This is a genomic window from Pseudodesulfovibrio sp. JC047 (assembly GCF_010468615.1).
GTDB lineage: Bacteria > Desulfobacterota > Desulfovibrionia > Desulfovibrionales > Desulfovibrionaceae > Pseudodesulfovibrio.
The window spans coordinates 1-24249 of the sequence record NZ_WUEH01000005.1 but is presented as its reverse complement, the minus strand read 5'-3'; the positions used below and the strand labels follow the sequence as shown (position 1 = coordinate 24249).

The 24249-nt window shown below is 53.7% G+C and carries 23 protein-coding genes; 8 read left to right on the top strand and 15 right to left on the bottom strand.

Annotated features, from left to right (window positions below):
• Positions 1 to 11 precede the first annotated feature (11 nt).
• The 7 genes from GO013_RS04350 to GO013_RS04320 are packed head-to-tail and all read right to left on the bottom strand — an operon-like array spanning position 12 to position 5817.
• Positions 12 to 1319: a VWA-like domain-containing protein gene (locus GO013_RS04350; protein WP_163808838.1), complete on the bottom strand. Its 1308-nt coding sequence runs from the start codon at positions 1317 to 1319 to the stop codon at positions 12 to 14.
• 4 nt (positions 1320 to 1323) lie between these two features.
• Complete coding sequence (locus tag GO013_RS04345) at positions 1324 to 2304, bottom strand: MoxR family ATPase (RefSeq protein WP_163808837.1); 981 nt, start codon at positions 2302 to 2304, stop codon at positions 1324 to 1326.
• The gene (locus tag GO013_RS04340) at positions 2301 to 2702 is read right to left on the bottom strand and encodes a DUF1987 domain-containing protein (protein WP_163808836.1); all 402 of its coding nucleotides are present in this window, start codon (positions 2700 to 2702) and stop codon (positions 2301 to 2303) included. Before GO013_RS04340 ends, GO013_RS04345 begins: the two co-directional genes overlap by 4 nt.
• A 9-nt stretch (positions 2703 to 2711) precedes the next feature.
• Entirely contained in the window at positions 2712 to 3266 is a 555-nt protein-coding gene (locus GO013_RS04335; RefSeq protein WP_163808835.1) for a SiaB family protein kinase, read from the bottom strand.
• Between the two features lies 1 nt (position 3267).
• Positions 3268 to 4455 (bottom strand): PP2C family protein-serine/threonine phosphatase, encoded by a 1188-nt coding sequence (locus GO013_RS04330; RefSeq protein ID WP_163808834.1) that lies wholly within the window; start codon positions 4453 to 4455, stop codon positions 3268 to 3270.
• Positions 4452 to 5609, bottom strand: coding sequence for a sensor domain-containing diguanylate cyclase (locus tag GO013_RS04325; RefSeq protein ID WP_163808833.1), 1158 nt, complete (start codon positions 5607 to 5609; stop codon positions 4452 to 4454). Before GO013_RS04325 ends, GO013_RS04330 begins: the two co-directional genes overlap by 4 nt.
• A gap of 37 nt (positions 5610 to 5646) precedes the next feature.
• Positions 5647 to 5817, bottom strand: coding sequence for a hypothetical protein (locus GO013_RS04320; protein ID WP_163808832.1), 171 nt, complete (start codon positions 5815 to 5817; stop codon positions 5647 to 5649).
• A gap of 349 nt (positions 5818 to 6166) precedes the next feature.
• Here GO013_RS04320 and GO013_RS04315 point away from each other — a divergent pair, with 349 nt between their 5' ends.
• A complete protein-coding gene (locus GO013_RS04315) occupies positions 6167 to 7468 on the top strand; it encodes a (Fe-S)-binding protein (RefSeq protein WP_163808831.1) in 1302 nt (433 codons plus the stop codon).
• Between the two features lie 486 nt (positions 7469 to 7954).
• Here GO013_RS04315 and GO013_RS04310 read toward each other — a convergent pair whose 3' ends face one another.
• From GO013_RS04310 to glpA, 6 genes are all read right to left on the bottom strand, one after another.
• Positions 7955 to 9073, bottom strand: a complete 1119-nt coding sequence (locus GO013_RS04310) for an acyltransferase family protein (protein ID WP_163808830.1) — start codon at positions 9071 to 9073, stop codon at positions 7955 to 7957.
• A 74-nt stretch (positions 9074 to 9147) separates the two neighbouring features.
• Positions 9148 to 10659, bottom strand: coding sequence for a glycerol kinase GlpK (gene glpK / locus GO013_RS04305; RefSeq protein ID WP_163808829.1), 1512 nt, complete (start codon positions 10657 to 10659; stop codon positions 9148 to 9150).
• Positions 10660 to 10730: 71 nt separating this feature from the next.
• Positions 10731 to 11588 (bottom strand): CoB--CoM heterodisulfide reductase iron-sulfur subunit B family protein, encoded by an 858-nt coding sequence (locus GO013_RS17505; RefSeq protein WP_163808828.1) that lies wholly within the window; start codon positions 11586 to 11588, stop codon positions 10731 to 10733.
• Complete coding sequence (locus GO013_RS04295) at positions 11585 to 13222, bottom strand: 4Fe-4S dicluster domain-containing protein (protein ID WP_163808827.1); 1638 nt, start codon at positions 13220 to 13222, stop codon at positions 11585 to 11587. Before GO013_RS04295 ends, GO013_RS17505 begins: the two co-directional genes overlap by 4 nt.
• 33 nt (positions 13223 to 13255) lie before the next feature.
• Entirely contained in the window at positions 13256 to 14524 is a 1269-nt protein-coding gene (gene glpB / locus GO013_RS04290; protein WP_163808826.1) for a glycerol-3-phosphate dehydrogenase subunit GlpB, read from the bottom strand.
• Positions 14521 to 16110 carry an anaerobic glycerol-3-phosphate dehydrogenase subunit A gene (gene glpA, locus GO013_RS04285; RefSeq protein WP_163808825.1) on the bottom strand — a complete coding sequence of 530 codons (1590 nt, stop codon included), beginning with the start codon at positions 16108 to 16110 and terminating at the stop codon, positions 14521 to 14523. Before glpA ends, glpB begins: the two co-directional genes overlap by 4 nt.
• Positions 16111 to 16361: 251 nt before the next feature.
• Here glpA and GO013_RS04280 point away from each other — a divergent pair, with 251 nt between their 5' ends.
• The 7 genes from GO013_RS04280 to GO013_RS04250 all read left to right on the top strand — a co-directional run bounded on the left by GO013_RS04280 (position 16362) and on the right by GO013_RS04250 (position 23300).
• Positions 16362 to 17171 (top strand): DeoR family transcriptional regulator, encoded by an 810-nt coding sequence (locus tag GO013_RS04280; RefSeq protein WP_163808824.1) that lies wholly within the window; start codon positions 16362 to 16364, stop codon positions 17169 to 17171.
• Positions 17172 to 17316: 145 nt separating this feature from the next.
• On the top strand, positions 17317 to 18396 hold the full coding sequence (locus GO013_RS04275) for an ABC transporter ATP-binding protein (RefSeq protein WP_163808823.1): 1080 nt from the start codon (positions 17317 to 17319) through the stop codon (positions 18394 to 18396).
• Between the two features lie 12 nt (positions 18397 to 18408).
• Complete coding sequence (locus GO013_RS04270) at positions 18409 to 19494, top strand: ABC transporter ATP-binding protein (protein WP_163808822.1); 1086 nt, start codon at positions 18409 to 18411, stop codon at positions 19492 to 19494.
• A 12-nt stretch (positions 19495 to 19506) separates the two neighbouring features.
• Complete coding sequence (locus GO013_RS04265; protein WP_163808821.1) at positions 19507 to 20379, top strand: sugar ABC transporter permease; 873 nt, start codon at positions 19507 to 19509, stop codon at positions 20377 to 20379.
• Positions 20379 to 21179, top strand: a complete 801-nt coding sequence (locus GO013_RS04260; protein ID WP_343219528.1) for a carbohydrate ABC transporter permease — start codon at positions 20379 to 20381, stop codon at positions 21177 to 21179. The genes GO013_RS04265 and GO013_RS04260 overlap by 1 nt, the downstream gene beginning before the upstream one ends.
• A 15-nt stretch (positions 21180 to 21194) precedes the next feature.
• Positions 21195 to 21473 (top strand): DUF2160 domain-containing protein, encoded by a 279-nt coding sequence (locus tag GO013_RS04255; protein ID WP_163808819.1) that lies wholly within the window; start codon positions 21195 to 21197, stop codon positions 21471 to 21473.
• 99 nt (positions 21474 to 21572) lie between these two features.
• Positions 21573 to 23300, top strand: a complete 1728-nt coding sequence (locus GO013_RS04250; protein ID WP_163808818.1) for an ABC transporter substrate-binding protein — start codon at positions 21573 to 21575, stop codon at positions 23298 to 23300.
• A gap of 103 nt (positions 23301 to 23403) precedes the next feature.
• On the opposite strand, the gene GO013_RS04245 is transcribed toward GO013_RS04250, so the two are convergent.
• Positions 23404 to 23724 (bottom strand): type II toxin-antitoxin system RelE/ParE family toxin, encoded by a 321-nt coding sequence (locus tag GO013_RS04245; RefSeq protein ID WP_163808817.1) that lies wholly within the window; start codon positions 23722 to 23724, stop codon positions 23404 to 23406.
• A gap of 3 nt (positions 23725 to 23727) precedes the next feature.
• Positions 23728 to 23991, bottom strand: coding sequence for a type II toxin-antitoxin system Phd/YefM family antitoxin (locus GO013_RS04240; protein ID WP_163808816.1), 264 nt, complete (start codon positions 23989 to 23991; stop codon positions 23728 to 23730).
• Between the last annotated feature and the right edge of the window lie 258 nt (positions 23992 to 24249).

The following is a 24249-nucleotide window of genomic DNA, read 5'->3' as shown; positions in this document are numbered from 1 at the left end:
CCTCCTTCATGTCAGCAGATTTCCAGACGCTCGCCAAAGGGGGGCACCACGCCTCCCCGGCCGATGCACGCCCATAAAACAGGATAGTCCGGTTCATGATCCGGATATTTCAAACACTCCAGATCCGTCAAAAAGACCAGACAGGCCGGATCCATCCCTCTCTGTTCAATCCATTGGAATACAGGTCGATAATCCGTCCCGCCTCCTCCCTTCGGGGAGAGCTTCAACGGCAAATCCGCCCGGTCAAAGGTTTCACTGCCTGCCACATGCGCGTCGCAATACACAATGTGAACCGTGGTATCAAAGGCGTCCAGAATCCCGGAAACTTCAGCGGCGAACTGATCCATTTCCTGAACGGTCACACTGCCCGACGTATCAACAGCCAACACCAATTCCGGCAACTTCTGATGAGATAACGACGGCAAAATCACATCCAGATGGACAAACCGCTTATTGGGTGGCGTCCAACTGTAATCGTCCCGCGCCCGATCACAAATGTACCGGGAAAGCAATTCCTGCCAATCAATTTTCGGATTCAAGACATCGTTGACGAGCCGTTCGAGTTCTCCAGGCAGATCTCCGACGTCCCGTGACTTTTGAACGGCCTGGGCCAAAGCGCGCTCCCAATCCTCGTCCGGTCCGGACTCGGCAGAACCACCGCCATCGCCAGAAGACACACCGTCTCGCACCTCCCCACTTCCGCCAGGGTCGCCAAACAGGTCTTCGGCCGCCCCATCAGACGCTTCGCCCGCCGAACCATCGTCCACCTGTCCACTTTCATCGGATGCTCCGGCACCGTTTTCAGCCCCGGAATTGTCTTCATTTCCTTCGCTGGACGCTCCCTCGACTCCGCCAAGATCAACGTCACCAGCGGATTCACCCTCTCCGTCCGCAAACACGGGACGACTTTCTTCCGCCGTATGCGTGGTCAATTCAGTATAAATCTCATCAGCCGTCATGCCGTGCCAGGCAGGCGTGTCCAGATATTTCGGGGGTAAAGTGATCCCGGCATCCAGCAAAATCCAGTTGATGGCATAATCACAGGCCGTATTCCACAAGGCATGATCCCGCCCATTTCGGCGGGTATGATGCTGACAGGCCGGATGCATCACGGTATGCGCCATGAGTCCTTGCACCTGATCGTCACGCAACCCATTCACATAGTTCGGATTATACCCCAACGTCCGGCCATCGGTCCACGCCGTGGCACAATGAATATCTTCCTGCGGCTGCATCCGCAGACACAAGGACCCGAAAAAAGGATGTTCCAGAACCAATCCTGTCCGGGCCTTGAGAATTTTGATATACGCCGTATTCATAGGCTTACAACAAGACATCCGAGTTGGCGGTGGCCCATTGGGTGAAGGCTGGAGTCTCCACGACAGCCCGGTGCTGTTTCACCGCATCCCGCACGAGCAGCACACCGAACTCGGCAGGCAACCGGGAGGCATACGTAACGATGCTTTCAGCGGTTGCATCGCCCGCCTTCTGCGCCAGGACTTCGCACAAGGCATACAACGTCGCGGGTTCATCAGGGACAACCGCAGTATCCGGTTGATCGATGACATGATCCGGGTCGGGCAATTGTCTGAATATCCGGGAAAATCCGGCAAATTCAACCGCCGCGCCTGGCCCGACCGTCCCTTTCAGCAGACTCAATTCAACATCCGGGTCCGGCTTCGCAGCGAGAATACGGGCGGCGAACTCCCATGATCGAGGTGAGGGGAACGCCTTTTCATTCTGTTTGGGATCAAAGTTATGCAACAAATTCGGTCGAAATCGGATAAACGCAAGAATTTCTTCGCACAAATTATTGGCATGAGCCCAGTCCAGCCACATCTCGACATCGACCGTGAAATCCAGATGAACAAAACGGTTCGCCAACGCCGACGGCATCCGATGCGTCACGGCCCGATCCGTCTCCCGATTACCAGCCGCGACAACCGTCCAGCCGTCCGGCAACGTATATTCCCCAACCTTCCGATCCAACACCAATTGATAGCAGGCCGCCTGAACCAACGGCGGAGCCGCGTTCAATTCGTCGAGGAACAACACGCCTTCTCCCGTGGTCGGCAAAAAGGACGGCGGACTCCAAAAGGCGGTCCCATCCTTGACCGAAGGCAATCCCCGAAGATCGACAGGGTCCAGCAATACGGCCCGTATATCGATCAATTCCCGTTTCATTTCCCGGGCAACCTGCGCCACGATCTGACTCTTTCCCACGCCGGGCGCACCCCAGATAAACACGGGCTGTTGCAACGCAATGAGCGTTTTCAAAGATGATTGTATCTGCCGAGGATTCATTCCGACTCCCTGATATCTGTCAATTCGACAAGGTTGAATTTGATCTGTTCCACATCGCCCATGAACTCTTCACCGCACTCCATGGCCGACTCATTTTCTTCATGGTATCGCCAGTTCACCACGATATTCCGGCCATTTTCCGCATGGGTATCGAGCATCTCGAAAAAATCCATGAATGTTTTGGACGAGGATGAATTGAAATAGAGAATCTCCATATTGATCTCCACCCGTTCCTCACGGGTCACGGAAAAGAATTGTTCCAACCACCTGAACATGGGATCATAAAAGGCCCAGCAATTTTCCGGGTAGGACTCTCCCTTGATTTCAAAGGACATATCATCGGGGTCAAAATTGATAGACGGTGAGGAATTGGTCGCCTGAATGCTGTATTTTGTCATGCCCATCTCCTATTGGATCACCACTTTCATGGAGAAAAACGACGTCCCGCCATCGACTGGAACAATATCGAAATCCATGGGACGAAACGCCTTGCGGGCCATTTCGACCAGCCCGAGTCCCGCGCCCTTATCGGTCACGCACTCTCCGCTTTTTCGCCGTTCTCGATAATACGCCTTCAATTCGTCCTTATTCATCGAACGCAACACCTGAAGCGATGCGGTCAGCGTTGCGCAATCCTTGGCCGAGACCTTGTTTCCACACGCCACAAAAAAGGACCCGTCCATTTCTCGCCCGACAACCACTTGCCCATGGGCCATCTCGCCACCAGAGTCCGTCGAATCCACATGCCGGTCCGACGAATATCGGACAATATTCTGCATCTGCTCGACCAATATGGAAAAGACCCGTTGCATAACCCCCATGCCAGCTTCCTCGGCCCGCATTTTGGAACGCATGGAATCGGCAAGCCCTTCCACCACCCGCTGAGACACGGGACCATTAAAATACAAAAACACACCATCCTGTTTCATTTCGTCGTAATATTTAAACAAATTTGTTCTCATTCTATTTTCCTCCTTTCACGTCAAACCCCAGAAGCGTCACGTCATCCCGACGTACTTCATCGCCTTGATACTCTTTGAGTCTGTGCATGAGTTCCACGCCCTGCGTTGCAATGGGAGACCCTCGTTGTTCTTCCAGAAACGCCATGAAACGCCGCCGCCCAAAGGGAAATTTTCGTGTTCCGCCAACCTGATCCACAAATCCATCCGACGTCAGGTATACCCGGGTCGAATCCGAGAGCGGGACCGCTACATCCGTAAAAACAAATTCACGAGACGAACGGACATAGCCCAATCCGCATCGGTCTCCCTTGAGACACGCAACACCGGAGTCATCCACCACATACAAGGGTGAATTCGCCCCGGAAAAAATTATGCTCCCGCCATCATCCGCCACATGGCACAAGACGCAATCCATACCGTCATCCGATCTGGAATCCCGATCGTTCTGCCCGAGCGCGTCCTTGATAAGCCGATTCATCCGGCCAAGAATCGTGGCAGGGCTCGATGTCCCGTCCGCCGAGGCCTTGTCCAAAAGCGATGTCACAATCAATGTCATGAATGCTCCGGGAACCCCATGCCCGGTACAATCGATGACACCGACAAAAAACCCCTGATCGGTCGGTTTGAGCCAATAGGCATCGCCCCCCACAGTGTCTCGTTGTTCCCACACAAGAAAATGATCGGGAATATAATCATACAAATCGACCATGTTGGGGAGAAAGGACGTCTGAATGACACTGGCGCAATCCAGACTCTCACCAAGCTGTCGCTGTGCCTGAGCAAGATCGGCCATGGCCCTTTGCAACTTCTGCTCACGCATGGCGATGGCGTTGCTCATCCAGTGCATGTTTCGCTTCAACTCCAGGAAATCGTGCCCATCCACGTCGGCATCCGGCAGTTGCACCTGATTGTAATTTCCCTGTTTAAGCATCTGGCACTGTTCATTGAGCTGCTTGATATTTTGCAGGGCAATCACATGACTCATCCACTTTGCAAAGGGCACCAGCAAAATGATGGACAAAACCACCAACGCCACCAAAAAATTCGTGGTGAATCCAATACCCCGTGATTGCAGGATAATAAAGATGGCCAGAGGTGAAACAACCACCGGGAAAAAAAGCATGGCCAGCATCTTTCGCTCAACGCTCCAATGCAAAAGCCCATTGAGTAGCCCTGTCAAAAAATTCATTGCCCCACGTCCTGATATTCTGTGTCGGAAACAGCCGCCTGCCCGGCGCACACGCAACCCGATCGATGATAGACTTCAGCCCTGTCCCGACCATTTTTCTTGGCTGCATACAAGGCAATGTCGGCAAACTTGAGCAGTCCATCCAAGGTCTCTTCCCCACTCTCCAGCGATGCCAATCCGATGCTGACAGCCACCGATACCTGTACCCCTCCGGCATCGACAACAACCTGCCGAACGCCTTCCAAAATGCGCTCTGCCACACAACAGGCATCGTTTCTCGCCGCATCCGGCAACAATACCACGAATTCTTCGCCACCAAACCGACCGACGACATCCACTTCCCTGACGGAATCAAGCAGCGCACCGCTCAAGGCCACCAGGACCTTGTCCCCAACATCATGCCCATACGCATCATTGATCCCCTTGAAATAATCCGCGTCGATAATCAGCAGGGACAACGACAACTTTCCCCTCTTGCTGCGAGCAATTTCCCGAGTGGCCAATTCCATGAAATATCCCCGATTCCACAATCCGGTCAGACTGTCGGTCCGAGCAAGGCGACACATCTCCTCGGTCATGGTCTTGCGCTCAGTCACATCCGCGACAATCCCCACAATTCCATTGCAATTCGCATCACATGCGGTATCGCACACGCGACTGGCACTGAACTCCGCCCACAGACTCACGCCGTCGGGACCACAGGCCTTGACTTCCAGATGCCGCACATTCCCCGACTCCAGCTGCGCTGTGTACCGGGAAAAATCCGCCTCATGGCAAAACAATTCCCGAATGGTTCCGATCGCATCAAGAAACACGGCCGGTTCCGCAAAGCCAAACATCCCGCTCAAGGCCGGATTCACTTCGATAAACGCCCCTTGGGCATCGCATCGGTAGACGCCTTCCGTCACATTTTCAAAAATCCCTCGGTACTTGACCTCACTGGCTTCAAGATCCCGATTCAATACGGTAAGCGACTGCTGCATCCGATCGCCCATGGTGACAAGCCGCTGGCTTTGCCGCAAAAGGCGATCATATCCCTTGACCAAAGCCACAAACGCAGGAGCAATCGGCAGCCCCTCCCGTTGGCTTGCCGCAAGCGACGCTTCAGCCTGTGAAAGCACGTGCTTCTCTTTTTGAAATACTTCTTTTTTCATTGGAAAATTCCATCAATAGAACAGCTCACCATATCACTCAAACCGCCGAAAATTGTAGAATAACACCGCAGGTCGCCATCATGAACACCCCTGCACCAGCAACGACAACAACCATGCTTCGCACAACGGTCACCTCATATTCTCTGACCTTTTCCTGAATCTTCACTGAAGTATCCAAAACCGATGTCCTGACCAATCCGTCCACCACGACTCGCCCCCTGCGCATATATTTTAATGAGATTGAAAATCGTTTTCAACGAATATTGAGCAGTGCCCACTTTGTCAACACCTAAATACGGTTCTTTTGCGGACAACTCGTTCATTCACCCCATATAATGACCTTCAACACCTTAAAAAAACGAGATTTACGGCAACAAAAAAGAATACTCGATATGGCTTTGACTTACTGAAAAACCTTATGTAGGAAACATTCTCAAGCATTGAGAGACTCACACAGCGGTCCCCCCTCGACTTTTTCACGCACTTCCGCATCCCGTTTACTTCATGTGCCCGCCTCTTCGCTGGGCAAATCGGCTTTGCAAATACAGGATTTCGGTATGAATAACAGACCTAATCAGTATAAAAAAGAACTCGCTTTCCTCGACACATACGATTTTTCCAATTGTCTTGTCTGCGGGGTGTGCGCCAATGGGTGTCCGACCACCGGGGCACCGGCCCAGCAAGGATGGGATGCCAGAAAGGTCATGCGATTGCTCGCCAACGGGCTGGTCGATGAAGTGGTTGCGTCCGACTTTCCATGGTTGTGTACGGGATGTGGTCGATGCACCGCCACCTGTCCCGGCGGAATCGACATCACGGCGATCATGGGACATTTGAAGAGTCTCCGCCCACGCGAGGATGTTCCCGGGTCCCTGCACAAAGGCATGGTCAACAACCTCGAAACCGGCAACAATCTGGGAATTTCAAAAACAGATTATCTTGAAGGCATGGCCGAACTCGGCGAAGAATTGGCCGAAGAACTGCCCGGTTTTTTCGTCCCGGTGGACAAGCACGGGGCCGATATCCTCTTTTTTCCGAATTCCAAGGAAGTCTACGGCGACTTCGAAGATCAGTATTGGTGGTGGAAAATATTCTACGCGGCCAGGGAAAACTGGACCGTGCCTTCGGAGAACTGGGAAGCGGTTGACTGGGCACTCTTCACCGGCAACGAGACCGCCAATACGGAACTCGCCCGGCGCAAGATAACCTTCATGCAGCAGCACGACATCAAATCGCTCATCATGCCCGACTGCGGCGGCGGATCATACGGCTTTCGCAAAGGCATGACCAAACTCGTTGCGGAAGATCCGGCCAATGCCGTCGATTTCATGTACCTCTATGATTATCTCATGGATCGCATCAAATCGGGCAGGCTCACGCTCGATCCGTCTGTCCATGCCGGAAAGACCTTCACCTTTCACGACTCCTGCAAGCATGGCCGCGAACTCGAACGCAATTTCGGCACGGGCTATTTCGACGAACCCCGCTGGATCGTGCAGCAGTGTGTTGATGACTTTGTTGAACTGACACCCAACCGCGAAAAAAACTATTGCTGCGGCGCAGGCGGTGGCATGTGGCCCATGCCCTTTGAAGAACAATCCGCATGGCATGCCCGATACAAATATGAACAAATCAAGAACAGTGGCGCGGATGTCGTCGTGGTCGGTTGCTCCAATTGCCGCGACCAGATCATGAAACGCATCCCCAAATTCTTCGACGGCTATCAATTCGAAGTCAAATACCTCTGGCAACTCGTGGCCGAAGCTCTCGTCATCGAACCATGGCCGGAACACATGGCCCAACTCGCCCAAAAAAGTGCCACAGCCCAATGGGAAGAATTGGGAATACATTTGGATTGATTCAAGAACCCCCTCAGCCCCATATCCTCTATTCCCAAACATTTTGCACGCCTTCGGCGACCCCTCGCCGTCGTGCAAAAAATGTCTCCGACGGCCAGAGGGGAACCTCTTGAAAGAGGTTCCCCTCTGGACTCCCTTCCAGAACTTTTTATCGCGCCTTTGGCGAGGCTCCACGACATCCATTGAATGAGATTGAAGAAGAGAGAAAAGATAGCATGAGTAAAGAAATAAGAGAATCTTGCAACAAGCAGATATTTCTGAATTTTTATTGAGTCTGTAAAAAATGCTATTTTTTACAACGCACTCCCACAAACCGCACAAACAATGGCTGCCGACAGCTTCGAGCGTAGCGAGCGACAAAAAGTTTCGGGGAGTCCAGAGGCCCCTTTTCAAAGGGGCCTCTGGCAGGTCCAGGACAGCGTCCTGGTCCCGCTGAAAGCGACCCCCGGTAGGGCTGGTCCCGCTGAAAGCGGCCCCCGGAAACCTTTATCGTATCAACCGAGGCAGCACAGGACCTTGCACACGGGGCTTGCCGACGAGTTGAGGAAAGAAGGTATTGAACGCAATGATACAAGGGATGCAACACAAGAGGCTGACGATGGTAAAAAGGATTCCGGCACTAGTGACGGCCAACCAATGCCCCGGGAATCGGGCAACGAACCATGCGGCAAACGGCCCGTTGAAAAAGTGATAGAATACACCATTCAGGCAAAAGAGAATCAGCGCATTCTCCCCCATGAACATGACATATTTGTTGGTTCCGACACTCCGGGCCAAAAGGAGTATCATCAAACTCCCGGCCACGGCTGTCAGGGGGAAAAGAACCATGTTTCCATGGCTGGACAACACAATGACCACAGCGTTGAAAAAACGAAATGGCCCAGTGTTCATGTCGTAGGTCACACAAACAATCCCCGCACAAACAACGGTCGCGAGAAGCAGCCGCCACCGAGGTTGACTACCAAGTAAAATACCATTTCGACGAAAGAATACACCAATCAGGTAAAATGCGTAGACAACCAGGGCTTCGTGAACAAGCCAAAAATTCGGCCCGGGGATGAACTGAATGGTCGAGGTCAAGGCATAGCCTCCCACATAAAACCCCATGATCGCGGCAAAAATCCTGAACGGACTCGTGAGGAATCGCCCAACGCAAAAGTGCAGAATTTCGACAGAAACCAGACAGGCCATGAACCAGAGCGGAATGTTGAAAATGGGAAATCCCGTGAGCGTCGCGATGATTCCTTTCAGATATCCTGATGCATTCGAAAGATCCACGACCACGAAATGCCCAGGAAAAATCAAACTTGCGAGTAACAGAAGCAGCGTGAAAAAGAAGTAGGGAACCAGCCTGGATGCCGCTATTTTCTTGAAAAACTTGCCGATGGGGACCACCATCTTGTCCGGGTCAAGGGTGAAACCGGCCAAAAGAAAGAAAAAAGGCATGTGAAAGGAGTAGATGAATTTGTACTGGGCAGCGGCAACGGGATTCTCAAGATACATTATCCGTTCAATGATGTGCCCGTAATAAACCAATATCATGCCGAAGAACCGAGCTGTGTCGAGCATGGGAATTCGTTTCAACGGGGACATGTATAGCTGCATTGGAGACCTCTCTGCTCACAAGACATGGTGGCCTTCAATGGCCACCGAAGTCCTTCATATTTCAGATACAATTGCTAATCAACCCAATCATAGGTGCGTTCGACAGCCTTTTTCCATCCGTTGTAGCCTTCGGCCCGGTCGTGTTCGGCCATGTTGGGTTGCCAGGTCCGATCTTCTTCCCAATTGTTGGACAACTCTTCCCGCCCGGACCAGAATCCCACGGCGATACCTGCGGCATAGGCCGCGCCAAGGCAGGTTGTTTCAGCCACCTTGGGCCGCACAACCGGGACATTGAGTATATCGGATTGAAATTGCATGAGCAGCTCGTTGAACACCATGCCCCCGTCCGCCTTGAGTGTTTGCAACTCGACACCGGAATCCTTGTTCATGGCCTCCACAATATCCATGGTCTGATAGGCTGTGGCTTCGAGCACGGCACGAGCAATATGATTCCGGTTGATATATCGGGTCAGACCAACCATGACCCCTCGGGCGTCCGGTCGCCAATACGGCGCGTACAAGCCGGAGAATGCCGGGACAATGTACATGCCGCCGGTGTCCTCGACCTTTTTGGCCAGTGCTTCGACTTCCGGCGCGGAATCGAACATGCGCAGGTTGTCCCGAAGCCATTGAACCAAGGCCCCGGCAATGGCGATGGAGCCTTCCAGACAATAGGACGGTTTGCGGCCACTGAACTGATAGGCGAGCGTGGTAATCAAGCCGTGAGAAGATTGAATGGGCTTGTGCCCGGTGTGCATGAGCAAAAAGCACCCGGTTCCATACGTATTCTTGGCCTGACCAGGCGCAAAACACGTCTGCCCGACCAAGGCGGCCTGTTGATCCCCCACCGCCCCGCAAACAGGCACACGGGCACCCAAAGGACCGTCTTCCGATGTCGGTCCCCATGTATCTTCATCAGATGAGGGGACAATACGGGCAAGGCCTTCGGCAGGGATATCCATGGCTCGAATGATATCCATATCCCATTCGAGCGTCTTCAAATCCATGAGCATCGTGCGGCTCGCATTGGTCACATCCGTGACATGAGCACCTCCTTTTGGCCCACCAGTCAGCCACCAGATGATCCATGTTTCGATGGTTCCGAACATGGCATCTCCTTTTTCGGCGGCGATTCGCGCTTCGGGAACAGTATCCAGAATCCACTTGATTTTCGGACCGGAAAAATAGGTGGCAATAGGCAATCCGGTTTTTTCTCGAAACCGATCCTGACCGCCGTCGACCATGAGTTCCTTGCATATCCGATGCGTTCGGGTGCATTGCCAGACAATGGCATTGTAAAAAGGCTTGCCCGTGGCTCGATCCCAGACAACCGTGGTTTCACGCTGATTGGTAATGCCGATGGCTGCCAAATCAGACCCTTTGAGACCGGATTTGGTCAACGCCCCCCTGATGACCTCCTGGGTATTGATCCAGATTTCCATGGGATCATGTTCGACCCATCCAGGCTTTGGATCAATCTGCCGATGCTCCTTCTGGTCCAGCCCGACAATACGGCCCCGCTCGTCAAAAATGATGAATCGACTGCTCGTGGTTCCGGAATCAACAGCTCCAATATACTGTGCCATGGGTCTCTCCTTGTTCACGCTCAAACGGGTATGCTGATCTTTGCCTGAATCCGTATCACACAATGACGTTCCTAAAAACCCGACCACTCCCAAGGGATATGATTTCCATCCAGACCGAGTTCCCGCTTGTCCAACCCAAGCGCCACGCCGACCAGTTGACTGACCAGCACGGCAGGCGGAGCCATGCGCGCCGAATCGCCAGCGGGAAGCGCATCCCGCTCCCTGTCGAATTGCAATTGGCAATAGGTGCAAGCCGTGGCCAGGACATCCGCTCCAGAGGCAGCAGCTCCGGCGAGCTTCTTGCGCATCAGAGCTTCGGAAATGGTATTGTCCCTGCCACGCAACGGGTATCCGCAACATTCCAGCCGCAAATCCCAATCAAGCGTGTCCGCGCCAATGGCCTGCATCAGCCGTTCGAACACGGTCGGGGCCAGGGGATCGTCAAAATTCGTGACGTTCCCCGGACGGAGTGCATGACAGCCGTAATGACATGCCACCTTCACTCCGGTGAGTGGTTTTGCGGCCCGTTTTCGGAGGTTCTCGGCCCCGACCTGTTCATCAAGAACGGTCAACATATGAAAAATGGCTGTTTCACGGGAAAATGACAGACCGTCACGAGCCAGCAGTTCACGGACTTGAGCGGCGATATCCGCATTTTCCGCCAACCGTGATTCGGCATATTTCAGATGACCGAAACAACATTTGCACGGGGTGAAAATCGGCAGCCCGGCATCGTTGGCGATCACGAAATTTCGAACGGCGGCATAGATGGAGGCCAGCTCGTTTTCATGCCGCATGGGCCACCCGCAACAAGAAAACTCCAACGGGATCAACTCAATATCCAAAGCCGCGCACATGGCCTGAACAGACTGGCCGTATTCGGGCAGATGATGCGGGATCTTGCATCCCGGGAAATAGGCGTACTTCACTGGGATTCTCCCTTTTTCGAGCACCGGACACCACCGTCCCTGATTCGGGCCGCGACCGTATTACGCAGCTCGTACAACACATCGGCCACGCGAATGTTCTGCGGACAATGTTCCTGACATTTGTAGCAGGTGGTACAACTCCACACCATGCGCGCGCCAAGCGTTTCTTCCTTGAGTCCCATACGGAGCAAATTCATGATCTGCTGTGGCAACAGATCAAGATCGCCTGACGGATTTTCACTGACCGCCACCACCGGGCACACGCTGGTACAGGTGGTACATTGCACACACGCCCAATACGATGTGGAATCATCCGCCAATCCCGTCACCGCAGGAACCACTGATGACGCACACAAATCGTCAAAAACTCTGGCCCGTTGTGACGGAGTCTTGTTGCGCATCAAATCGTTGGGACTCGGTGCTTGCGAAACGAGCTGGGCCTTGGACGCGATCCACAAATCCTGAAGATTGATCCCTGCCGGACAGATCTCCGTACAGCGCAGACATTCAGTACACAGACGACTTCCCTCAGAAAACGCGGTCAAAGTCGCCTCGGACAAGGAAGCCCCTGCATGTATCTGTCGGAGGGCCATCAGTTTTTCCGAAGGAAGAATCATGGCATTTCCCAAGACCGAAAAGGCCGGGGCAACGCTGCAATGCACACTACATTCGCCGCACCGGGTACAGGCATCCATTCCCATGCCCCGCCCCCCATCCGACGGCAGCATGTCTTCGGGATCATCTCGTCGTCCCTGACGGACCACGAGATTGACCGGCGTTGTCACAGGATGAAAGAACTTGCCAAATGGAATGGCCGCCAGAGCCACAAAACAGCACAGGACATGGAGATACCAAAAGACCTGATCCGCCCTGCTCGTATTCATGGCAAACGCGACAGGGCCAAGGGCCGTGGCCAGCGAACGGGAAACAAAGGCGGTGCCCGTGTCGGCATGACAATCGACACAACTGTCTTCATTGAGGCTCGCCCCAAAGCCAAGCGTTTCGGCATCTGAGGGATACGGCACCGAAAAGACCACACCATATTCATGGGACCAAAACGCCTTCAGTGCCGTGACGTCCCGGTCTGTTTCCGGGATGAAATACGCTTCGACCATGCGATCAAACACGGCCGGGGAAATAATTTTCGACGCTTCCAGAAAAAAGCCGGACAGGATGATGCCCCCAATCACCAACAACGCGGCCCAATCCTGAAATCGTGTCAGGTCGCGAAGCCGTTTTTCCCACAGCCGACGAAAGGCCATGAGCGCAAGCCCGACAAGCGTCATGAGTCCCAAAAGGTTGCGGAGAAATTGCCATGGATCAAGCGTGGATTCATACGCTGGGAAAAAGAATGCCGTCACCGTCTCATCCAGGGCGTGAAACAGCAGCAAGCCCATGAATCCGAAAAAAACGAGTGCGTGTGCCAACCACCGGAAAGCACTGGTCCGCCCGGTCCGGGCAAGCAGGAGGACATCAAGCACCAACGCCTTAAGACTGGCCACACCAAAACACCATTGGGACGCGGAGGACGATTCGGGAGAAGCCCATTTCCCGCGCCATCGAGCCACGCGAAATCCCACCCCAGCCACACAGATGACCAGTGCCACGCTCAGGCCGATATCAAAAAATGTCATACGCTGTCCTTCCTGCCCGTTTTTGGCGTGTGATTATCGCATCAGTTCCTTCACGGCCCTGAAAGCGGTCGCAATGGCAAGTCCGGCACCACATTTCATCCGCATCCAATCATGATGAGCCAGAATGGCCCCCGCCGCAAAAAGCGTGTCATGAAGCGGCTCCCCGCTCGGCCCGATCGGACGCAACCGGGCATCGACCTCGACCCCGGCCCGATTGATCGGGTGCCCCTGTTTCGCAAAAAAGGCCGGATTATGCCATGCATCCCGCTGAGCAGGTTGCACCACCGGCACATCAAAAATCGGCTCGACCACCTTTTCCCGATCCGCACGCAGTCCCTTGCCGAAAAACCGTCCGGTCGCCAAAATCGCCTTTTTCGCCGAAATCGAAACAGTGGCCGGACCGGAACCGACCTGAAAATCAAAACCTCCGTCACTTCTCTGCGTCACCCCGGTCACCAATTTTTGCGAAAGCGTTCGAACCCCCAAACCAGGCAATCCCCGATCAAAAACAGCCCGAAGCCGGGGACCGGCAATAGATGGCGGAATGGTCGGAATCTCAAAAATCCGCTTGCCTGACAGCTCGGCCAAATGGCGCACGACTGTCCCGGGATCATTCAGCCCGAGGACCGCAGGAAATCCGATATATTCGATATCCTCGGCATGGGGCAGGACCTCGGCCATCATTTTTTGTTGCACCGCCGGATCAGCCAATGCCCACGCCATATGTTCGGGGTACAACTCACCGCGTCCGCCAGGGAACGCGACCCGAACCGCTTTCACCCCCGGCCAATGCTGTTTCTGGGTCTCGACGATCTGCGCACCGCTGACCCCCTTGAGTCCGTGAAAATCCACAAGAAGCGTCGGTGCTTTCCGCTCCAGAGCGAGCGATCCGTTCCACGCGGTCTCGGGCACCCGATAGGTCCGTTTGACGGTGCCTGCCGGTGTCAGGGAACAGATATTGCGATCGGTATGCCCCACGTATTCCAATCCCTGTTCCGTAAGGAATTCCGTGAAACAGTTGATGGATTCGGCGATTTCATCTTTGGATAACCGGGCATAGGGATGGTCGGGACAGTCCCGCACCACGGCTTCAATGGCAGCCCAGGGGTTGCCCCACCGCTTGCCGTCTTCGACAGGGTGCACGCCCATGAGATCGATGAATCCGGTACTGAAATCAATGCCGCCCGTGGCTCCGGTCTGCACAACGTTCAAGCCGTGCCGCGCGGCAAACAGGGAAGCCGCCATTCCGGCAAATCCGGCCCCAATAACCATGACATCATACAGTGTGTCGCGCCCGGTCATTCGTCATCCTCACAGGTCAAATCATCCGTATTGTGGTCCAATTCCATATCAAGTACGCCGCAATACAAGGCTTCCTGCAAATCGGCCTGCACCATGGGAAGCCCCCACAGAATCGGTGAAAAACCACGCCATCGCCGCTCCACGAATGACGAGAGTTCCGAAAGCCCCTGTTCGCCGCTGACATGCCCCTGATCGTACAAGTGACCAGTGATCCTGAGACCGCAAAAACCGCCCTGACATGGTCCCTTGCCCACCCGACTCCGCAAACCGATCGCCTTGAGCATGGACTTGCCACGCATTCCCGGCATGGCCGCGATCACGGCATCCACCGTGTTTCGAGACACCATTTCACATTCACACAGAATCAAATCATCCTCGTCCCGATTGCGCACCCAGTCCTTCGGCGCCAAACCCGGTTCTGTCCACCGCCCCATGGTCGAAGCGGGAAGCGGTTCTGTCCGAGTCAGACACGGGGCATCAACCTTGAGTTTGGCACACACCAAATCCGCAGTTTTTTCCGCCATGAGTCGAAAAGTGGTCAACTTGCCACCAGTGATCGTGATGAAATTATCGACGGCATCACGGGCATGATCGATCAGGGAAAATCCGCGGCTGACACTTCGGGCGTCACCACTCTCCCCGGTCAACACGAGCGGACGTACTCCAGAATACGCCCGAATATATCTGGTCGTCGCCAGAACAGGCATCATGGCCTGAGCGTCTTCGACAATCCTGTCCGCCTCGGCCACGGTTGGACGGCAGAGATCCGGCGAATCAATGGTCACGGACGTGGTTCCCAGCACGGAGACGGTTCCGCCAGGCACGAGAATATCCGCATCCGATGCCTTGCGCAGCCGGTTGACCACCTGTCTGGCCAACCGATCCTGCGTCACGAGCAGACTCCCGGACGAATATAGAATATGGATATCTGCCCCGGCCAGGGCCGCCACGATCCCGGCCCACGCCCCGGTCGCGTTGACCACAATCTCGGCCTCGACCGCAAAGGTTTCACCTGATGTTTCATCCAGAAATATCGTCTGTCGAATGTGTCCATTTTCACGCAGGAAACGAACGACCCGGGTGTTCCTGAGCACGCGCGCACCGAGGTCCAACGCATGGGCCATATTGTCAAGAGACAGCATGAACGGATCAATGGCGGCATCGTCAACCGCGTAAGCGGCAATCAGCTTGTCGGACAAAAGCGGTTCACATTCAAACGCCTCGGAGCGATCCAGTGCCCGGGCCGGGATGTCACTCTTGCGACACATTCCCTCAAAATCGGCCACATACTGCTCGTCATCCCCTTCCACGGCGACGAAAAGTCCGCCGGTATCCTCGATACATTGAGGGGCCATGGCCTTGAGCAACTGTCCCTCATCCCGACATTCGACCGCGGCCTCCATGTCCGAAGCGACATAGCGTGCCCCGCTGTGCAACAATCCGTGGTTCCCCCCGGACGCACCTGCGTTGAAATCACTCCGTTCAGCCAGTAGACAGGACACACCTCGCAAGGCCAGATCCCGGGCCAAACCGGTTCCGGTCGCTCCGCCACCAACGATAAGAACCGTTGTCTGAAGAATGTTCACGAAAAACTCCTGAACGTCCGCCTGCAAACACCACAGATTCTTTGTTCAAACACCCTTTTTTCATTTTCCCTTGTCGCAAAAAAATGAAAATGGTATGAACAAAAAAGAAAATTCTAGACGCAATAAAAAGAAAAGACGGACCAAATATACCGAAAAACACGGGTTGCGTCATTATTTTTTTTCATTTTCGAACAAAGAACCCCGGTTTTTACCGTTCACATTTGAACATATCAGAGACGGAAGGAAGGATTATGTCAGATCACGATGCACCACATTCCCCTGAAAAAAGCGGAAAACACGCCTCGGTCCAGCTTCGGCACAAACAGATCGTTGCGCTTGTCAGAGAGCGGGGGTTCATCACCATCGGCGCTCTGGCCATCAAGTTCAACGTCACTCCCCAGACCATCCGTCGCGACATCAATACCCTCAGCGATCAGGGACAGCTCCAACGCCACCACGGTGGGGCCGGTCCCGTACTCACCACGGAAAACATGGACTACACGGATCGAAAGGTCCTCTGCCTCCGGGAAAAGCAGATCATCGCCAAACTGGTCGCCCAAAACATTCCCACCAAATCATCACTTTTCATCAATATGGGCACCACCACGGAAGAGGTTGCCAGGATTCTGGTCCATCACGACTCACTGCGTGTCATTACCAATAATCTCAATGTTGCCAAGATACTCAGCGTCAACGAAGGCATTGAAGTGATCGTCTCTGGCGGCATTGTCCGTCACAAGGATTGCGGCATCGTGGGTGAGGCCGCCATCGACTTCATCCGCCAGTTCAAGGTCGATTACGGGGTCATCGGCATCAGCGGCGTGGATCAGGACGGCACACTCCTTGATTTCGACTATCGCGAGGTCACGGCCGCCCGGTCGATCATCGAGAACTCCCGCAAGGTTTTCCTGGTCACGGATCACACGAAATTCGGTCGAAACGCCATGGTCAGACTCGGCAATATCCGCGAAGTGGATGCCATGTTCACCGACAAGAACCCACCAGCCGAACTCGTCGAAATCATAAAGCACAACGATGTCGAACTCTATGTAGCTGAGTAGACACCAGTTCTCATATCACCAAGTCGATACTCCAGGAGTCATAAAAAAAGTGTTTTCGCTTGCGAACATTTGCTGAGGGTGTTATGTCGCAATGTGACTATACTCTGGTAATTTTGACCGGAACAGACCACCGGGAGTACGATTCATGGGTTTACAACTCAAAGGCGTCAACAAACTGGTTGGGCAGGAAGTCCATCTCGACGAAATCAATCTGAAATTCGAATCAGGTTCCCGCTATGTCGTCCTGGGACGGACCCTGGCGGGCAAGACCTCTCTCCTCCGTGTCATGGCAGGACTTGACCGACCGACATCAGGCACCGTGATTGCCGATGGGCAGGATGTCACGGGCGTGACCGTCCGCAAACGCAGCATTGCCATGGTGTATCAGCAATTCATCAACTACCCGTCCCAAACCATCTATGAAAACATCGCCTCACCCCTGAAAATCCATGGAGTGAAAAAAAACGAAATCGACAGACGCGTCATGGAAGCGGCATCCATGCTGCACATAGAGCATCTGCTCGACCGGCTTCCCGCAGAGCTTTCGGGCGGACAGCAACAACGAACGGCCATTGCCCGCGCTTTGGTCAAAAACGTCAACCTCCTGCTTTTGGATGAACCTCTCGTCAATCTCGACTACAAACTGCGTGAAGAACTTCGCGACGAATTGCAAAAGATCTTCATCAAGCGGGATTCTGTCGTGGTCTATACCACCACGGAACCAAGTGAAGCCCTCATGCTTGGCGGCAACATCATTGTCATGCACGAAGGGCGTGTGCTCCAGGTCGGCCCGACCGCAGAAGTCTACCAGCACCCCGCGACCACCAAGGTGGCCGAGATATTCAATGATCCTCCCATCAACTTCATGACCGGTCTCATCGATGAAAACTCGGTTCGCATGACAAACGGACTGACCTTTCCCAAAGGCTCTGCCATGCGGGACCTGCCTCAAGACTCATACGTCTTCGGTGTCCGTTCAAACCGACTCAGCATGACCAGGGGCAGCGATGAGCATGTCCACGTCACCGGAGAAGTCACCCTCTCGGAAATCAACGGATCGGAGACCTTTGTTCACATCAGGCATGGCGACGAATCTCTGGTGGTACAGGATGATGGTGTTCACACGCATGAAACCGGGAATCAGGTATCCATCCATGTCCATCCGAGTGCCTTTTACGTATTCAACAAGGCGGGAGAACGCATGACCTCGCCTGAGACAGACTAACCGGGAGATCTCATGGCGCGCATTGAACTCAACGAAATCAAGCACAGCTATCACGCACGTCCGGTCAGTGAAGACGACTTCGCATTGAAAAAGATTCATACGGTCTGGGAAGATGGTGGCGCGTATGCCCTGCTGGGTCCGTCAGGATGTGGCAAGACCACGATGCTCAACATCATTTCCGGCCTGCTGAAACCGTCACACGGACGCATTCTCTACGATGGAAAAGATGTGTCGGCCATGCAGCCGGAGCAACGGAACATTGCCCAGGTCTTTCAATTTCCCGTGCTTTACGACACCATGACCGTTTTCCAGAATCTCGCATTTCCTCTGAAAAACAGGGGGGTGCCCAAGGCGACAGTGGCCAAACGGGTCAATGAAATCGCCACGGCTCTGGACCTCACACAGGACTTGAACAAACGCGCCGCCGGGTTGTCTGCGGATGCCAAGCAGAAAATATCCCTGGGGCGGGGACTGGTCAGAAACGATGTGGCCGCCATTCTCTTTGACGAGCCACTCACGGTCATTGATCCACACCTCAAATGGGATCTGCGTCGCAAGCTCAAGGAAATCCACAAGGAATTCAAACTGACCATGATCTACGTCACTCACGATCAGGTGGAAGCCATGACCTTCGCGGATCAAATCGTGGTCATGTATAAAGGGGAAATCGTCCAGACCGGCACGCCGGAGGAACTGTTCGAAAACCCGGACCACACCTTTGTGGGATATTTCATCGGCAGCCCGGGCATGAACTTCCTTGAATGTACCGTGCGGGATGGCATGGCTCTTGTCGATGACGTCGCCATTCCCCTGACTCCGGACTCCGCAGAAAAGGCCGCCCACCAAAACGGCTCCCTCAAAATAGGCATCCGTCCCATGTATGTCGGACTCCACGAAACAGCCGTTGACGGCGGCATTCCCGCCCACGTCGAAGGGGTTGAAGATCAGGGATTCTGCCGCATTGTCACCGCACGATTCGGCGAAAACGACGTCAAGGCCAGAATCAAGGACAACCGAAGCGTCCCGGATGGACCCTGCTGGCTGACCTTCCCGCCGGAAAAGACGAAAATCTATTGCGATGAACGACTGATAAAATAACGGGAGGCGACTGTGAACAAATGGAATAACAACAAAGCCTGGTTTTTCATTCTCCCGGTCTTCATCATCGTGGCTTTCAGTGCGATCATTCCACTCATGACCGTTGTCAACTACTCGGTTCAAGACATTTTCGGTCCCGGACAACGATTTTTCGTGGGTGTCGAATGGTTCAAGGAGGTCCTGCAAGATGTCCGGCTCCATGACGCCCTGTGGCGGCAACTGGGATTCTCCAGTCTGGTACTGCTCATCGAAATGCCTCTGGGAATAGCCATTGCGCTGACCATGCCCAAAAAGGGCTGGACCGCATCCGCCTGTCTGGTCATTCTCGCTCTCCCCCTGCTGATTCCATGGAACGTGATCGGCACGATCTGGATCATCTTCACCCGACCGGACATCGGATTGTTCGGCTATCTCATCAATGAAAGCGGCATTTCGTTTGATCACACCGCCCACGCCTTCGACGCATGGACAACATTGATGCTCATGGAGGTCTGGCACTGGACGCCGCTTGTGGTGCTGCTGGCCTATGCCGGACTCCGGGCCATCCCCGAAGCCTATTATCAGGCTGCCAAGATCGACGGGGCTTCATCCTGGGCCGTCTTCCGATACATCCAACTGCCCAAGATGCGAGGTGTCCTGACCATTGCCCTGCTGCTCCGGTTCATGGACAGTTTCCTGATCTATGCCGAACCCTTTGTCCTCACCGGAGGCGGTCCCGGCAACTCGACCACCTTCCTGTCCATCTATCTCGTCAAAATCGCCGTGGGACAGTTCGACCTCGGACCGGCCGCAGCGTTCTCACTGATCTACTTCCTCATCATCCTGTTGTTCTGCTGGTTGTTCTACCAGGTCCTTCAGGCTGTCGGAACAGGAGAAAAATCATGATAATCAAGAAACGAACCATCGGACTCATCATCTATCTGGCACTGTTGTTTCTCCCGATCTACTGGATGCTCAACATGTCGCTGCGCACCAATGCCGATATCATGGGCGTGTTTGCCTGGTATCCGAGCGATCCGACATTTGCCAACTACATGAAGATATTCACGGATTCTTCATGGTACTCCGGCTATCTCAATTCAATCATCTACGTTTCCATCAACACCGTCATTTCCGTGCTGGTCGCCCTGCCTGCGGCCTATGCCTTTTCCCGCTACCACTTCATCGGTGACTCGCAGGTCTTCTTCTGGCTGCTCACCAACCGCATGGCCCCACCTGCGGTTTTCCTGCTCCCCTTCTTCCAGCTTTATTCGACCTTCAACCTGATCGACACTCATATCGCGGTGGCATTGGCGCACTGTCTGTTCAACGTTCCGCTTTCGGTCTGGATTCTGGAAGGATTCATGTCAGGCGTGCCAAGAGAGATTGACGAAACAGCCTTTATCGACGGGTACAGTTTCCCCCGCTTTTTCCTGCGGGTCTTTATCCCGTTGATTCGAGCCGGTATCGGCGTCACCGCGTTTTTCTGTTTCATGTTCAGTTGGGTGGAACTCCTGTTTGCCCGAACACTGACGACAACAGCGGCCAAGCCCATCGCCGCGACCATGACACGCACCGTCAGTGCCACGGGACTGGATTGGGGACTCCTGGCCGCCGCGGGCATCCTGACCATCGTGCCCGGCGCATTGGTCATCTGGTTTGTACGCAACCACCTTGCCAAGGGATTTGCCCTTGGCCGGGTCTAACACGAGGATATGACTATGAATCTTGAATGGATGGCATGGACACCAGTCACAGCGGGATTCTTTTGCGTCATCGCCCTGATGCTCGTCGGGATGACGATATGGGAAGTGGTTTCACCGTGCGTGCCCAGACGCGGCATACTCCCACTCACCACGACCCGGGGCGACCGCCTGTTCATCGGACTGCTTGGCAGCGCATATATACATTTATCATGGATTGGACTGACCGATTTCAAGGTCTGGATTGCAACGGTGATATCGGTCTGTTTTCTCATTCTTGTCATGCGGTGGGGATAACTCAAACGCACGACTGAACCCAACCCGTCTTGAAAAACGACGGTTGTCAAAGAGGTATTGAGGTAGAGGTGTTTTTTTAATCAGCATTCGGAGGTACGTATGAAGTTGCGGCGTTTAGTGATGATAGGCGTGCTCACGGTAGCATGTCTCAGCCTTGCCAGCGTCGGATTTGCCGACACCAAGGCTGCCAAGAAATGGATCGACAACGAATTCCAACCATCCACTTTAAGTAAAGCGGAACAAATGAAGGAAATGGAGTGGTTCATCAAGGCCGCCGCTCCCTTCAAGGGCATGGAAATCAAGGTTGTCTCGGAAACAATCCCCACGCATGAGTACGAATCCAAAGTACTCGCCAAGGCGTTCTATGAAATCACCGGCATCAAGGTCACCCACGACCTGATTCAGGAAGGTGATGTCATCGAAAAACTCCAGGTTCAATTCCAATCAGGCGAAAACGTCTTTGATGCCTATATCAATGACTCCGACCTCATCGGCACTCATTTCCGCTCCGGAAAAGTGGTCAACCTGTCGGACTGGATGGAGAAAGAAGGAAAGTCCGTCACCCTCCCCACGCTTGATATCGACGACTTCATGGGCAAATCCTTCACCACCGGCCCTGATGGCAAACTCTATCAACTGCCTGACCAACAATTCGCCAACCTGTACTGGTTCCGGTATGACTGGTTCCAGAAACCCGAACTGAAGAAAGCCTTCAAAGCCAAGTACGGCTACGAACTCGGTGTGCCGGTCAACTGGTCGGCCTATGAAGACATCGCTGAATTTTTCAGTGAAGATGTCCGGGAAATCGATGGCAAGGCCATTTACGGCCACATGGATTATGGCAAGAAGGCCCCGGACCTCGGCTGGCGTTTCACGGATGCATGGTTGTCCATGGCCGGAGCCGGTGACAAGGGTATTCCCAACGGCAAGCCTGTCGATGAATGGGGAATCCGTGTCGATGGATGCCGTCCCGTTGGTTCATCCGTTGCCCGTGGTGGCGCAACCAACGGTCCCGCCGCCAAGTACGCATTGCGCAAGTACATGGATTGGCTGCGTAAATACGCTCCTCCAGGAGCCTTGGGCATGGACTTCTACCAGTCCCTCCCCAGCCTTGCAAAAGGCAACGTTGCCCAGCAGATATTCTGGTACACCGCCTTCACCGCTGCCATGGTTGAAGAAGGGACACCAGTGGTCAACGCAGATGGGACGCCCAAATGGCGCATGGCCCCGTCTCCGCACGGCCCGTATTGGGTTGAAGGTCAGAAGCTCGGCTATCAGGACTGCGGTGCCTGGACCCTGCTGAAATCCACCCCGCTCAAACGCCGTCAGGCAGCCTGGCTGTTTGCCCAATTCTGCGTCTGCAAGACCACCTCATTGAAAAAGACCCACGTTGGTCTGACCCCGTTCCGCGATTCAGACATTCGTGACAAATCCTTCACCGAACGCGCCCCGAAATTGGGCGGTCTGGTGGAATTCTACAGAAGTCCCGCTCGCGTGGCCTGGACCCCGACCGGCACAAACATCCCCGATTATCCGAAACTGGCCCAGCTCTGGTGGCAGAACATCGGCGAAGCAGTGGCTGGTGAAGTCACGGTTGACACAGCCATGGACAACCTTGCCAAGGAACAGGACAAAATCCTGATGCGGCTCGAACGAGCAAACATCCTCGGCGAATGCGGTCCCAAGCTGAACGAACCTCGCGAAGAGTCCTACTGGTTGAACAAGCCAGGCTCTCCCAAGGCCAAATTGGACAACGAGAAGCCCAAGGGTGAAACCGTCGATTACGACAAACTCATCGAAGCGTGGAAGGCTGGCAAAATCAAATAATCAACAACTTACCCCCCAAACAACCAAGGGACGCTCGAAAGAGCGTCCCTTCTTTTTGATGGGGAACCTATTTATCACAAAAAGAAGGGGCGAGTCGATTGCCTCACGCCCCCAAAATTCTCCTTTCAAGCAAAGAAGCCATATCCCTGCGCTCATCGGCAATGCAAAAGACATGGACTTCATCCACCTGAACCTCATACAAAATGCGATACGGCGAACAATGAATTTCCCGAACGCTCTTGAGCCCCAGTGCTTCCAACTCCCTGACCCATGAACCACGATTCGGAAGATGGACAAGAGAAAAAACAGTCTGTTCCAATCGGCCCAGCACCTCCATAGCAGCCTCACGAGAGTCGCGCACCCTGATAAATTGAATAATCTCCTCAATATCTTTGGCAGCACATGGAGCCAAAATCACTTTCATGTCCTACAGCCCCTCGCGAATACGGGCAAAGACCTGCGAAGCCTCTTCCCCCCGACCGTCCTCGATGGCCGTCTTACCCATGGCAACAAGCTTGAGCAAAGCCAAAGTCTCCTGTGTTCTTTCGTATTCCTCAAGACTTTGTAAAACGGCTTTTGCCTCGCCATTCTGGGTAATAACATAAAGTTGCTGATCGCCAATATCATTCAACATTTTTGAGGCATTCGCCTTCAAATAACTAATCGGCTTCACCTGTTCTGAAAACTGCATAATATCCTCCTCAATCGGTCAGACTAAATATAGACTGAATATAGACCCATGTCAAAATCATATTGAATCATGCCCCATCGTCACGTCGCAAGAGGGATGCACAAAATAAAACCACAAAAATACCATGTCGGCACTCCAAGGCTTAATCTGGTAACAATACCAGTAAAAGTGAAGCTCAAAGGAGGCCGACATGGCTAGGATTAAAATATCATCAGTTTATCGGTTTGTGGAAGCATTTGTTGATCAACGTGTTTTCGT